At 67.6% G+C, this 13,729-nt stretch carries 7 protein-coding genes; 3 read left to right on the forward strand and 4 right to left on the reverse strand.

Features of this window, described 5'->3' with window-relative positions:
* Positions 1-483: 483 nt before the first annotated feature.
* Positions 484-1,905, forward strand: coding sequence for an HNH endonuclease signature motif containing protein (locus FBY39_RS06340; protein ID WP_141931157.1), 1,422 nt, complete (start codon positions 484-486; stop codon positions 1,903-1,905).
* Positions 1,906-2,112: 207 nt separating this feature from the next.
* On the opposite strand, the gene FBY39_RS06345 is transcribed toward FBY39_RS06340, so the two are convergent.
* From FBY39_RS06345 to FBY39_RS06360, 4 genes are all read right to left on the reverse strand, one after another.
* Complete coding sequence (locus FBY39_RS06345) at positions 2,113-4,032, reverse strand: glycoside hydrolase family 127 protein (RefSeq protein ID WP_222115665.1); 1,920 nt, start codon at positions 4,030-4,032, stop codon at positions 2,113-2,115.
* On the reverse strand, positions 4,029-4,931 hold the full coding sequence (locus FBY39_RS06350) for a carbohydrate ABC transporter permease (RefSeq protein ID WP_141931159.1): 903 nt from the start codon (positions 4,929-4,931) through the stop codon (positions 4,029-4,031). Before FBY39_RS06350 ends, FBY39_RS06345 begins: the two co-directional genes overlap by 4 nt.
* A 1-nt stretch (position 4,932) precedes the next feature.
* Complete coding sequence (locus tag FBY39_RS06355) at positions 4,933-5,847, reverse strand: carbohydrate ABC transporter permease (protein WP_141931161.1); 915 nt, start codon at positions 5,845-5,847, stop codon at positions 4,933-4,935.
* Positions 5,848-5,921: 74 nt separating this feature from the next.
* On the reverse strand, positions 5,922-7,223 hold the full coding sequence (locus FBY39_RS06360; RefSeq protein WP_141931162.1) for a sugar ABC transporter substrate-binding protein: 1,302 nt from the start codon (positions 7,221-7,223) through the stop codon (positions 5,922-5,924).
* A gap of 181 nt (positions 7,224-7,404) precedes the next feature.
* Between FBY39_RS06360 and FBY39_RS06365 the strand changes: the two genes are divergently transcribed.
* Both FBY39_RS06365 and FBY39_RS06370 read left to right on the forward strand, forming a co-directional pair.
* A complete protein-coding gene (locus FBY39_RS06365) occupies positions 7,405-8,430 on the forward strand; it encodes a LacI family DNA-binding transcriptional regulator (protein WP_141931164.1) in 1,026 nt (341 codons plus the stop codon).
* Between the two features lie 583 nt (positions 8,431-9,013).
* Complete coding sequence (locus FBY39_RS06370; protein WP_260837466.1) at positions 9,014-13,654, forward strand: discoidin domain-containing protein; 4,641 nt, start codon at positions 9,014-9,016, stop codon at positions 13,652-13,654.
* Positions 13,655-13,729: the final 75 nt, after the last annotated feature.

Here is a 13,729-nt window from a genome sequence, read left to right on the forward strand (position 1 = left end):
TTTGTCGTTCCGATGAGGGCGGGGGTAGAGGGTCGCCGGGTACGGTCCGCGAGCGTCGCGGGTCCCGTTCGCGCCGGCGATGCGCTGTCGCTGTGGATTCCCCTCACCCAGGCGTTCACTTGTCTTGAATGGTGGGGTGGGATGCCGCGGGGTCGCCCTTTGCGACAAGTGAAGCGCTCCGCTATTCCCGCGTCGCAGCCGCGTTCGTTTGTCTTGAATGGTGGGGTGGAGTACCGCGAAGTCGCCGTTTGCGACAGGTGAGCCCCGGGGGTAGATCGCGATTGAGTTCACTTGTCGTGAATGGCGGGGTGGGATGCCGCGGTGTCGCCGTTTGCGACAATCGAGCCCCGTGGGTGGGTCTCGATTACGTTCACTTGTCGCGGATGGTGGGGTGGGATGCGGTGGGGTCGCCGTTTGTGACAAGTGGAGTTGGGGTGTGGATAGTTTCGGGTGGGTGTCGGTGGGGGTCGCTAACCTTGGAACATGCATTCGAAGCGGCTGGTGGTCTTCACCGACGGTGACGCGGCGATCCTCGCCGACGTTGTTGCCGAGGTGCAGAAGACGCAGGCGGTTATCGCCGCCGCGCAGGCCGCGCAAACCCGGGCGCTCGCCCGGGCCGGGGACCTTGCTCGCACCCAGGCGGTACGCAGCCGTCGGAACGTGCGTGATCACGACATGGCGTTGCGGGGGATCGCCGCTGAAGTCGCCGGGGCGATGAGACTCGCCGACCGGTCGGTGCAACGCCAGATCGGGGATGCGCTGAACCTCGTCGAGGAGTACCCGCAGACAGTGGACGCATGGGAGGCCGGGGAGATCACCCGCGGGCACGTGCGAGCGATCGTGGAGGCGGGAGCACCGTTGCCGCCGGAGGCGCGTGCCGGGTTCGAACACGAGGCGTTACGGCGGTGCGAGGGGCAAACCCCCGGCCGGGTGCAAGGCGAGCTGCGGTTGCTGGCCGAGCGGCTGCACCCCCGGACGCTCGCCGAGCGGCACGTCGAGGCGTGCGAGACGCGTTCGGTGCGGGTGATCCCGGTGGGGGATGGGATGTCGGACCTGTGTGCGACGGTCCCGTCACTGTTGGCGGACGCGATCTATGACCGGCTCACCCAACAAGCGCGGAGCATCACCGACGTGCGCGCGCAGGCTGCCGCCGACGCCCGCGCGGCGGCCGGTGAGATCGGCGACGACGCGGCCGACAGTGACACTGACGCGATGTCGCGGCTTGAGGTGATCGCGTCGGACACGCGCACGATGGACCACCTGCGGGCGGATCTGCTCACCGACATGCTCCTCACCACCCAACCCGGTGCGGACCCGACCCGCACCGACGACGGACCCGGAGCTTTGGGTGCGATCCGTGCGAAGGTGCAGGTCGTGGTGCCGGTCCTGACCCTCCTGGGTCGTGATGACGCGGCGGCGGATCTCGTCGGGCACGCCCCCATCGACCCGGCCACCGCCCGGGAACTCGCCGGTTCCACCCGGTCACCCCTGGAGCGGATCCTGACCCACCCGGTGACGGGGGCGGTGCTGCATGTCGACACGTATCAGCGGACCGCGGCGATCGACCGGTACCTGCGCGCCCGCGATCAGCACTGCCGGTTCCCCGGATGCCGGCTCCCGGCCATCCGATGCGAAGTCGACCACACGATAGACGCGGCCCTCGGGGGTTCCACCGACGTCCGCAACCTCGCGCACCTGTGTCAACGACACCACAGCATGAAACAGTTCACCGCCTGGAGGGTGAAACAACTCCCCGGCGGGGTACTCCAGTGGACCTCCCCCCTCGGACACCACACCCTCGACCACCCACCATCCCTCGGCGTGCACTTCCGCCCCACCGGCGACCCCGCCGAGACGGAAGATCCACCACCGAACGCACCGCCCGCGACAACCGCACCATTCTGACGGTCGCTCTTGGCGATGCCCCTGCCTGCTGGCCGAAGCCGACGTCAAGCCGGAGCAACACGGGCGCGCCGAGTCGACCCCGCGCCCGCAGCGCTGCACGGGGCCGCTCCGGCGCGCGGAATCAACGCCGCGCACGAAGTGCTGCCCGGGGCCGCTCTGGCGCGCCGAATCAACGCCGCGCACGAAGTGCTGCCTGGGGCCGCTCCCTCACTCGGCAGACGGGATCCAGATCCGCATCGTCGACGGGCCACGCTCGCCCCACTCGTGGTACGCGACGAGGGGCACCTCGACGCCGTCAGCCAGCGGCTCGTCCGTCGTGGATCGATAGGGCCACCCGGTGTCCGTCGACACGCGCTGCGCGATCCGCACCCACACACGACCGTCGCGCTCCGCGGGCGGGCTCGACACGTCCACGACAGCGTCGCTGACATCCCCCCCGAGGTCGACGGACTCCAGGGCCAGCACCTCCGGGCCGCGCTCTACCGCGACCGACGAGCGAACCGCGTCGATACGCGTGTCGGGGCGTGTGAACCGCGGCTGCATCGGCAGATCCAGGATCACGGCGTCGCCGGCGGCGAACACGCGCTTCACGTCCACCTGCCCCGGGGACACGGTACGTTCCTCGGCATCTCCCGCGGCGGGCTCGATACGCACCATCGCGCTTGACGCCCACGACGGCACGCGAAGGCCGAGCGTCCACTCTCCCTCCGAGCGCGCCACGACGCGCACGCGGCCGTCGCGCGGATAGTCCGTCTCGACGTCGAACGCGACCACCCGTCCGTCGGGGAGGGTCGTCGTGATCGACGCGGGGACGTACTGATGCAGCTGAACCCCCGTGTCATCCGCTGTCGCAACGTACGCGTCGAGACTCGCGAGCGTTCGCGCGACGTTCGGCGGACAGCACGAGACGTCGAACCACGGGGCACGCAATGCCGACCCGGCGCGGGGCGAGGTCGCCGATGGGTCGACGGGCGCCCCCGCCTCGCGCTGGTGCAGCGTATTGGCGTAGAAGAACGCGCGTCCGTCTGCGCTGGGCGAGGTCGCCACGACGTTGTACAGCGTGCGCTCGATGAGGTCGGCGTAACGGGGATCTCCGTCGTTGAGGAGCATCCGCCACGAGAACATGATCGATCCCACGCCCGCGCACGTCTCCGAGTAGGCCCGGTCGGGCGGAAGCTCCCAATCGAAGCCGAAGGCCTCGTCCTGGTGGTGGGAGCCCTGCCCACCCGTGATGTAGGTGCGGCGTGCGACGGTCCGACTCCACTGGCGGCGGAGGGCGTTCAGCAGTTCGTCGTCGTGGGACTCCACGGCGACATCGACCGATCCGGCGGCGAGGTAGTTCGCCCGCACGGCGTGGCCTCGGAGCACTTCGGCCTCACGCACGGAGACGTCGTCCTGGTAGTACTCGCGGCCCCACTCGATGTCGCGGAGCGTTCCCCGCCCGTGGCGTTCGACGAACAGCCGAGCCTGTGCGAGATAGCGCTCGTCGCCCGTGACGCGCGACAGCTCGGCGAGTCCGAGTTCGATCTCGGCGTGACCGCAGATGGCCGATCGTCCGTCCGGGCCGAACTCCCGGCAGACGAGGTCGGCCGCGGCGCGGGCGACGGGGAGGAGTCCGTCGTCCGCGCCGGGACGTGTGCGCTCGCGGGCGACCGCAGCCTGGAACAGGTGGCCGAGGCAGTACAGCTCGTGGCCCCACTCGAGGTTCGACCACCGGGGCTCTTGACCGGGGTGCCCGAAGTTGGTGTTGAGATACCCGTCGGAGTCCTGCGCCGCCGCGACTCGGGCGACGACGGCCCGAAACGTTTTATCGAGCTCGGCATCGTCCGTCCGTCCTATTTCCCAGGCAAGCGCCTCGAGGTACTTGTAGGTCTCGGAGTCGGAGAATTCGCGTCCGCGCCGCCCTGTCGGGAGCGTCCCCGCCGCGGCGAGGTCGAAGTTCGGGAGCCAGCCTTCGGACTCCAGGCGTCCGCCGATGTGGGCGAGGGTGTTCCGGGCGTTGACGTCTTGCCGCTCGCCCCAGAAGCCTCCCGTGATGCGCACCTCGTGCTGACCGAGGGGCCGCAGGCGCCCCCTCCCGGGGATTGCGGGCGCCTGCGGCGCCGGTGTGGTGATCTGCATTGTCATCCCTTGAACGCTCCCGACATGAATCCACGGACGTAGTGGCGCTGCAACACGAGGAACAGCACGACACACGGCAGCGCCAGCACGACGACACCGGCCTCTGTCGCGCCGTAGTCGATGACGCCCATCACCTGGCCGCGGAGGTTCGCCACGGCGAGCGGAAGCGTCATCCGGTTCGTGTCGCTGATGAGGATGAGTGGCGCGATGAAGTCGTTCCAAGCGGTGAGGAACGCGAAGAGGCCGACGGTGATGAGGCCGGGCTTCACGGCGGGCAGCAGTACACGCCACAGGGCGCTGAAGCTGTTGCATCCGTCGACGAGCGCCGCTTCGTCCATCTCCTTCGGAATGGACTCGAAGGAGATCCGCATCATGAACATCGAGAACGGCAGCTGGAACATCGTCAGCACGAGCGCGACCCCGACGAGCGAGTTGTTGAGGCCGATCGCATTGAGGATCACGTAGAGCGGGATCAGCAGCGTCGCGTACGGAACCATCAGGATCGCCAGCACGAGGAGGAACAGGAGGTTCTTCCCGGGGAAGTGGAAGCGCGCGAACGCATACCCGCCGAAGAACGACGTCGCGAGCGTCAGCACCACGGTGAGGAGCGACACGAAGAGGGAGTTGCCGAGGTAGACCCAGATGCCGGCCTGGAAATTGGCGAGGGAGATGTAGTTGCCGAATCCCCACCCGTCCGTCTGGGCCGATCCAGCCTGCGGACTGAACGACGAGATGGTCGTCCAGACGAGGGGGTAGAGGAAGATGATGGCGAGGGCGCCCGTCATGACGACGAAGGGCAGTCCCATGACGACGCGACCCGTGTCGCGCCGGCGTCGCGGCGTCCCACTCAGATGCGGGGCGACGATCGTTCGCGTCGATGACGTTTCGGTGGCTGTCGCGGTCATGTCAGGACTCCTCGGGGCGGCGGAAGGCGCGCAACTGCACGACGTTGATGACGATGAGCGCGAGCAGGACGATGACCGACAGGGCGGCGGCGATTCCGAGGCTGTTCTGCCCCTGGAAAGCGACGTTGTAGATGAGCTGGACGATCGTCATGGTGCTGTTGTCGGGCCCGCCCTTGGTCAGGATGTAGAACTGGTCGAAGGCGAGAAGCGACCCCGTGACGCACAGCACGATCGTCAATGCGAAGGTCGGACGCAGGAGCGGCACGGTGATGTATCGGAAGGTCTGCCACCGGGAGGCGCCGTCGATGCGGGCAGCCTCGAAGACGTCATCGGGGATGCCCTGGAGGCCGACGAGCATGAGCAGCATGTAGAAGCCCGCGTACCGCCACACGATGAGGAAGACCGTCGACCAGAGCGCCCCTTCGGGGGTACCAAGGAACGTGATGCCCCACGACTCCATGAGGCCCGCGAAGGGGCCGGCGAACGGGGAATACAGCACGTAGAAGAGGAGCGACGCGGAGGCGAGACCGAGGGCGCTTGGAACGAGGAACGACGTCCGCAGGAACCCCTTCCACCTCGTCGACTCCTGCACGAGGAGTGCGAGCCCCAGGCCGAGGCCGATGAGGAGAACCGTCGTGATGACGGTGTAGAGCAGGGTGAAGCGGATCGAATCCCAGAAGAGACGGTGGTTGACCGCGTCGACGTAGTTCTCGGGGAAGTTCCATCCCATGTTCCCGCGCAGGAGCGGCCAGTCCGATCCCGACATCTGCAGCACGAGCACGAGCGGGATGAGGAACAGCGCGATGACGAACAGCGCGGTCGGGGCGGCATAGAGCCAGCCCTGCAGCGGGCCGCCGAGCGGGCTCCGGCTGGGGCGCGGGGGGCGTACCCGCCGCGTAGCGGTCGTGAGGGCCACGTCGCTCCTTCGAGATGAGGGGTGGGATGCGGCGGGGGCGCGTCGGATGCCGACACGCCCCCGCCGGGGATCGATCACTGGCTGAGGACGTCCGTGATGGCGTCGTTGTCCGCGTCGATGTTCTCCGCGTCGCCCATGACGGCATCGCGGATGAGCGTCAGCCACGGGCTGCCGGGAGCGTTGAACGCCTGCTGGAACTGCAGCGCGACGGGAGTGTCGCCTTCGCTCGCGACCTCGTTGATCGTGACGAGACGGGGGTCCTCCGCGGCGTATTCGTTGTTGGCGAGATCGGAGCGCGAGACGGCGTTGCCGTCCTTCGCGAGCACCTGCACCTGCGCCTCGTCCGACATCATCCACGCGAGGAAGTTCCACGCCTGGGCCGAGAGGTCCGAGTCCTTCGAGATGCCGATGCCGTCTCCTCCGACGAACGTCGAGACACCTCCATCGACGCCGGGAAGGCCGGCGACGCCCGCGTCGAACTCGAGCGCCGAGAGGAGGGTCGCGGGGTACGGCATGATGCCGACGTTGCCCTCCTGGAAGCCGGCGACCCACGTCGCGCCCGTCTCTTCCGCCGAACCGGGTGCGACCGCTCCGCCGTCGTAGAGGCCCTTCCACGTGGAGTAGACCTCTTTGGCCGTGTCGGATGCCAGAAGCGACTCGGTGCCGTCCTCGTTCATCACCTGGTCGCCCGATGCCCAGATGCTCGGGAACCACGTGAAGACGAGGCATCCGCCGCAGTTGAGTCCCGCGGATGTTCCCGAGACGCCCGGCTTGCCGAGATCCTGCACGGCCTGCGCCGCCTCGGCGAACTCGGCGAGGGTCTCGGGTGCCTTCTCGGGGTCGAGGCCCGCCTCGGCGAAGAGCTCCTTGTTCCACATGAGCATCGACAGGTCCAGGACGAACGGAAGCACGTGCTCCTGGCCGTCATAGGTCCCCGCCGCGAGGTGGCCCTTGTTGATCGTGTCCTTGAAGTCCAGGCCGTCGATCTGCTCCGTGATGTCGGTGAACAGGCCCTGCTGCACCCAGTTGGGCACGTAGACGATGTCGGCGGCGAACAGGTCGGGGAGGCCGCCGGAGCCGGCAGCGGCTCCCACCTTCGCGACATAGTCGTCGTTGGGAACGACCGTCAGCTCGACCTGGTTCTCGTGGCTGTCGTTGTAGGCCTCGACCAGGAGCTTCGCCTGACGCTCGAGCGGCGCGCGTGTCCACAGGGTGAGCGTCGAGCCGTCGTCGATGCCCTCAGCGGGAATCGACTCGGCCGGTGCGGGGCTGTCTCCTCCGCCGCCGGCGCAGGCTGCGAGGCTGCCGATGAGGGCGCCCGCTGTGACGAATGCGGTGGCCGCGCGTAGTGCGGCACGTCGTCGGGTGGTGATCATGCAACTGTCTCCTCTGGCTCTTCTTCGAGCGGATGTCGCTGGACGGGTCGGCATCGCTGCGAGTGGGGTGCGCTGGAATGCCGAAATCGGCGAAATCCATTTCGGGCAAGTTATCGTGGCAAGTGAGCAAGCGTCAAGTAGTGTCTCCGATAACGTTTGAGCACCGAGAGAGGTGAGGGTCGTGGCAACGAGCGAGAACGCGTCGCGAGCGGCAACGTTGAGCGATGTCGCGCGGCGTGCCGGCGTCTCGATCGCAACCGCGTCGAAGGCGCTGAACGACCGAAGCGACGTCGCGGTCGCGACCCGTCAACGGGTGCTGCAGGCGGCTGAGGAACTGTCGTTCACACCGAACGCGATGGCCAAGGGACTCCTCGCCGGACGCACGGGAACCGTCGGCCTCCTCACGAGCGACCTCGAAGGTCGTTTCATGATCCCGATCCTGATGGGTGCCGAGGATGCCTTCGGTGCGGGGCAGATCAACGTCTTCCTGTGCGATGCCCGCGGCGATGCCATCCGCGAGCAGCACCATCTGCGCGCACTGCTGAGCCGTCGAGTCGACGGGATCATCGTGGTGGGGCGCCAGACCGACCCGCGACCTTCCCTCGGGCAGGGGCTCCCCGTCCCCGTGGTCTACGCCTACGCGCCCTCCGACGATCCGCGTGACCTCTCGCTGACCCCCGACAACTACTCCGGCGGCCGCCTCGCGGTGGAGCACCTGATCTCGTGCGGACGCCGACGGATCGCGCTCATCACGGGCGATCCCGCCTACGCCGCCGCGCAGGATCGCATCGCGGGCGCCCGCGCGGGACTCGACGCGGCGGGCCTCGAGCTCGTCGGCGAACCGATGTTCTCGGAGTGGACGGAGCACTGGGGGCGGGCGGCCGCAGCGATGCTGCTCGAGCGGCATCCCGATGTCGACGCGATCTTCTGCGGCTCCGACCAGATCGCCCGCGGCGCTCTCGACACCGCGCGGGACTTCAATCGCAGCGTGCCCGACGACCTCGCGATCATCGGGTACGACAACTGGGAGGTCCTCGCGACCAACTCGCGCCCGCAGCTCACGAGCATCGACGCGAACCTCCAGCAGCTCGGTCGGCAGGCCGCCCAGCGCGTTTTCGATGCGATCGACGGCGTCGACATCGGCCAGGGCAACCACCACCTCCCCGTGCGTCTCGTCATCCGCGGCTCGACGATCCCTCGCCGCTGACCCTCCCGCTCACTCGTCGCAAATGGCGGCGTGACCGCCAAGCATCCCGCCATTTTTGCGACAAGTGAGCCGGGTGGTCCTCGGTCGGTGCGCGGGTGTTGGTTGCTTCCTCGGGCGTTCGCTTGTCTCGAATGGCGGCGTGACCTCCGAGCATCCCGCCCTTTGCGACAAGTGAGCGTGGGGCGTATGCCGCGGGGAAGGGCGCCGCGGGGCGGGATGCCGCGGTGAGGGATGCCGCAGCGCGGGGCGCCGCGGTGAGGGATGCCGGGGGAGAGATGCCGAGCTGCGCGAGGAGGCACGGCGCAGCGCGTAGCGCGTGCGGGCTCGAGTGCGCAAGGGGTTTCGCTTCGGAGCACTGTGTTTCGATACCGGTAACACGAAATCTCCGAAAACCATTGCGCTGATGCTATGTCACTGCTTTACTGGGCGCCGACTCGAATTTCCGGCCACCCGACCCCTGTGTACCGTGCCGCCGAGTCATCCGTTCCCCCAATGGAGAGGATGGGCGATGACGCCTATGACCAGGAGAAGAGCGGCCGCTGCAGCGACAATCTGCGCGCTGACGGCAGCCACACTCACATTCGTGCCGACGAGTGCATTCGGAGCCCCCGTCCCGGGCAACGAATCCGACATCGGTGTGTACACGAACGGTGAGACCGACACGATGGACATCGGTGATCCGACGTACACCAATCTCGCCGAAGTCGAGCAGAAACTTGCCACGGGCGTGGATTGGACGGCGGACAGCATGCACGATGCCATCTTCGAGAAGGACCTCGCGGCGGGCGGCACCGACTACTACCTCGACCGCATCCTCGGTGTGACGGGGACGGCGAACAACGCCGTGCTCCAGACCCGCGGTCGCTCGCTGTACATGCGTGGCGGAAGCACGTGGGGCGTCATGGGCTTCGCGGGCTCCGCGTTCGCGGGCGGCCCGAACAACCTCGGATCGTTCTACTCGGTCGTCGTGCCGGGTCAGACCGTCTCGGAGGTCGGCGCTCAGCGCTTCAACGCTCCGAGCCACGCGACGTCGCGCTACACGATCGGCTCGACGGGCGTCGTCGCCGACATGCGCAAGTTCATCACGTACGACAACGTCGCCGTGACGACGATCGCGTTCCAGAACCCCGGCTCCGCGGCACAGACCTTCACGGTGCGGGCGTCCTCCCCGCTCGCGACGGGCGCGGGTGACGGAGCAGACGAGCTCATCGGCAGCCGCACGATCACGAGCGGCTCGAACAACGGGCTCAACGACACGGCGTGGTCGCAGATCGACATCGCGCTGAAGGCACCCGGGTTCACCCGCTCGGGTTCGAACCTGGATCGCGAGATCACGGTCCCCGCGGGCGAGACGGTCGAGCTGTCGGTCGTCGGCGCGCTCTACAGCGACGGGATGCCCGACGGTGCCGAGGAGCTCCAGACGTACGCGGGCCTTACCCCGGCGGAGGCGTTCCGCACCGGCGTGACCGACTTCAACCGCCGCTGGGCGCAGGACATCCCCTACATCGATGTGCCCGACCCGGCCATCGAGAAGGCGATCGTCTACCGCTGGTGGGGCGAGCGGTACAACTCGCTCGACACGAACGAATCCGGCTACGTCTACCAGTACCCGACGACGATCGAGGGCGTGAACCTGTACCAGAACTCGGTCGTGCTGACGCAGCCGATGCACCTGCAGGACACGAAGTGGATCCGGAACCCCTACCTCGCGTACGGCCAGATCCTCAACGTCGGCGAGCTCTCGGGATCGTCGGCCTTCCTCGACAGCCCGGGTCACACGAGCTGGAACAACCACTACTCGCAGTACCTCGGCACAGCGGGTCTCGAGGCCTACAACGTCTACGGCGGCGGTCCCGAGATCGCGGAGCGGTTCGCCTCGTACTTCGAAGGCGACGGCGTCGGCCAGCTCGAGCACTACGACGGCAACGACGACAAGCTCATCGCGTACGACACCAACTACATGCCCGGCAATGACTCGGATGCCATCACGTTCGGCTACCCGCGCGTCAACGCCTCGGCACCGGGCGCACGGACCATCGAGCGTCCCGAGTCGGCGTACGTGTGGGGCGCGTTCGACGCGGCCGCGAAGCTCTACGAGCAGGCCGGAGCCGATGAGGCGAAGGTCGCCGAGATGCAGACGGCGGCGGACGAGATCCAGACCGCTGTCCTCGATCGCCTGTGGAGCGAGGAGATGCGGATGTTCCTCGCGGGCACGTCGCACGGCGCCCAGGCTGCCGCGTCGTCGGGCTCGGGAACGAACCCGCTGAGCGCCGCCGAGCGCGACCTCATCCCCGCGAAGGAGTCGAATCTCTACGACATCTACTCCGAGGGACTCATCCCCAAGGAGGATGCCGAGACCTACGTCGACGGCTTCCGTTTCCTCCGCTACGGCGACAACTTCCCGATCTTCCCCTTCTATACCGCGAACCAGTACGACCGCGCGAAATTCGGGATCGGCGGGTCGAACAACTTCTCGAACATCAACTTCACGGTGCAGTATCGCGCCGTGCGGGCGGCGCTTCGCGACTACGACCCGGAGCAGAAGTACATCACTCCGGAGTACGCCGCGAAGCTCCTCGACTGGATGGCGTGGAGCATCTACCCCAACGGCGATGCGCGCGTCGCGAACCAGTCCGAGTACTACTCGAACTGGAACCCCACGACGAAGACGTTCAACCGCAACAACCCGAACCACGTGATGCTCGGCAACATGAACTACATCTACGTGGAGGACATGGGCGGTATGCGTCCCCGCGCGGACGACAAGATCGAGCTGTGGCCCATCGACCTCGGCTACGACAACTTCATGGTCAACAACCTGCGCTACCACGGCAAGGACCTCACGATCGTCTGGGATCGGGACGGCTCGGAGTACGGTCTCGGCGCTGGTTACAGCCTCTTCATCGACGGTGAGCGCAAGGCTACGGCCAACGGCCTCGGCCGGTTCGTCTACGATCCGGCGAGCAACGCGATCGTCGAGTCCGACGAGGGCCTCGACGTCGCGATCGTCTCGGACGAGGGTGCAGACGTGCCCGCGGCCGTCGACACCCCGATCGGCGACGAGCGCGTCGTGTCGTACCTGAAGACGGCGGGCATCGACCTCGAAGAGGATGCCGCGAACCTCGCGACCGGTGCCGAGCTGTCGTCGTCGGCGACCCAGCAGGGAGCGCGCCCGACCCCGTGGCGCAACTTCCACACCCCCGGGTGGGGCAGCGGCCAGATGAACTTCGCGCCGGGTGCCATCGCCGAGACGGAGCGGCCCGTGTCGCTCGACGCCGTCACGGACGGTACGACCGTCAACGAGCCCTACTGGGGTAACTACGGCACGGAGGGGAACAGCGGCTACGTGGATCTCGACTTCGGTTCGCCGCAGTCGTTCGACAACGTGAAGGTGTGGTTCGTCAGCGATCGTCAGGCGGGTGGATACCGCGAGCCGCAGGGCTACTCGATCCAGGTGCAGAACGAGGCGGGCGAGTGGGTCACCGTGCCCGACGCCTTCAAGGCGCCGAAGATCCCCGGCCCGAAGTTCAACGAGGCGCTCTTCGAGACCGTCACTGCGAGCAAGGTGCGCGTCGCGTTCACGAACACCCCGTCGTTCTGGACGGCCATCTCGGAGATCCAGGTCTTCGATTCAGGCCGCGAGGTTCCCGAGGTCGTCAACGACGCCCCGGTGGTGACGGCGCGGGCGGACCGCTCGAGCGACGGAAACGTCTCGACGACCCTCATCGGCACCGTGGAAGATGACGGCATCCCCGAGTCCGGCACTCTGTCCTACGGATGGTCGACGGTGTCGGCGCCCGAGGGTGCAGGCGTCATCTTCTCCGACGCGGGCGCACTGCGGACGACCGTGACGGGTACCGTCGCCGGCGACTACGTGTTCCGCCTCGAGGCGACCGACGGTGAGCTCACGACGTCTCGCGACGTCGAGGTCGAGCTCGTCGAGAAGGCGACCTCTGCCGAGTACGGCGCCATCGCGGCCATCTCGTCGAGCGGCGTCGCATCGTGGGAGAACCAGAACCGCGTGAACGAGGCCACGACGCCGGCGAGCTCGAGCCCCGGGGCCGGGAACGGCTGGGGCACGTGGGGCCAGACCCTCAACGGCACGTCCGAGGCGAACGCGGCATGGCTGCGCTACACGTGGCAGTCGCCCGTCCGTGTCAGCTCGACGGAGATCTACTGGTACGACGACAACGGCGGCACGCGGATGCCGCGCAGCGACGGCTACGTGATCGAGTACTCCAACGACGGCACGAGCTGGACGCCCGTGACCCTCGCAGGCGGCTCGACCTATGCCGCCGCGCTCACCCGGAACGCCTACAACCGCCTCGAGTTCGAGCCGGTCGAAGCGAGCCAGCTGCGCATCCGCATCACGGGCCTGCAGGGCAACCCCGGAGGTACGGGTGTGCTGCGGTGGCGGGTCAACGGCGAGACGGTCGAGTCGGTGGATGCGCCCGTCGTCATCCGCACGGTCGTGGGAGAGATCCCCGAACTGCCCGCCGAGCTGGACGTCGTGTTCGCAAGCGGAACGCGGGGCTCCGTGCCCTTCACGTGGCAGGCGATCACGGCCGATCAGGTCGACGAGACCAACGTCGAACCGTTCGTCGTCTACGGCACGAACACGGCGTACGGTCTGATCGCTCAGGCGCAGATCTACGTGCGGCCGGAGAACTCGCAGGGCGGTATCTCCATCCAGGGAGCGCAGCAGTTCGAGCAGACCGTCGAGGTCGGCGAACAGCCGTGGCTTCCCGAGCGGGTTGCGGTGTCGTACAACGACGGCTCGCGCGACAACCGTGCGATCGGTGTCGACTGGAACTTCGACGAGTCCGTCGTGAACACGCCCGGCGTGTACACGATCGTCGGGGACCTCGTCCTCCCGGAGTACGTGAGCACGGCGGGCACGACGACGACGACGCTCACGCTGACGGTCGGCGACGGTGTCGCTCCGGGACCGAAGCTCTCGGTCGCGACGAGCACGCGGTGCGTGGCGGGCAAGGTCCAGCTGATCGTCACGCCGACGAACGAGCACGACGGACCCGTCACGCTCGCCGTCACGACGGACTACGGCACCAAGCAGGTCGTCGCAGTCCAGGCAGGTAAGAAGAGCAGCTACGCCTTCTCCACGCGCAGCGCTTCGGTCACTGCCGGTGAGGTCTCCGTGACCTCGACCGCGGACTCCGGCTCCACCACGGTGGACGCCGAGTACGCGGCCAAGTCCTGCGGCTAGTCCGTAGGCAAGGAGGCGGCGACGGTCATCGCGTCGCCGCCTCCTCCCCATCTGTTTCATCCATCCGTTCATCCA

This window comes from Microbacterium sp. SLBN-146 (genome assembly GCF_006715145.1).
In the GTDB taxonomy this organism is placed as follows: Bacteria; Actinomycetota; Actinomycetes; order Actinomycetales; family Microbacteriaceae; genus Microbacterium.

Coding starts and splice junctions, on each gene's coding strand:
- FBY39_RS06340 (WP_141931157.1), top strand. CDS start 484: ATGCATTCGAAGCGGCTGGTGGTCTTCACCGACGGTGACGCGGCGATC.
- FBY39_RS06345 (WP_222115665.1), bottom strand. CDS start 4,032: ATGACAATGCAGATCACCACACCGGCGCCGCAGGCGCCCGCAATCCCC.
- FBY39_RS06350 (WP_141931159.1), bottom strand. CDS start 4,931: ATGACCGCGACAGCCACCGAAACGTCATCGACGCGAACGATCGTCGCC.
- FBY39_RS06360 (WP_141931162.1), bottom strand. CDS start 7,223: ATGATCACCACCCGACGACGTGCCGCACTACGCGCGGCCACCGCATTC.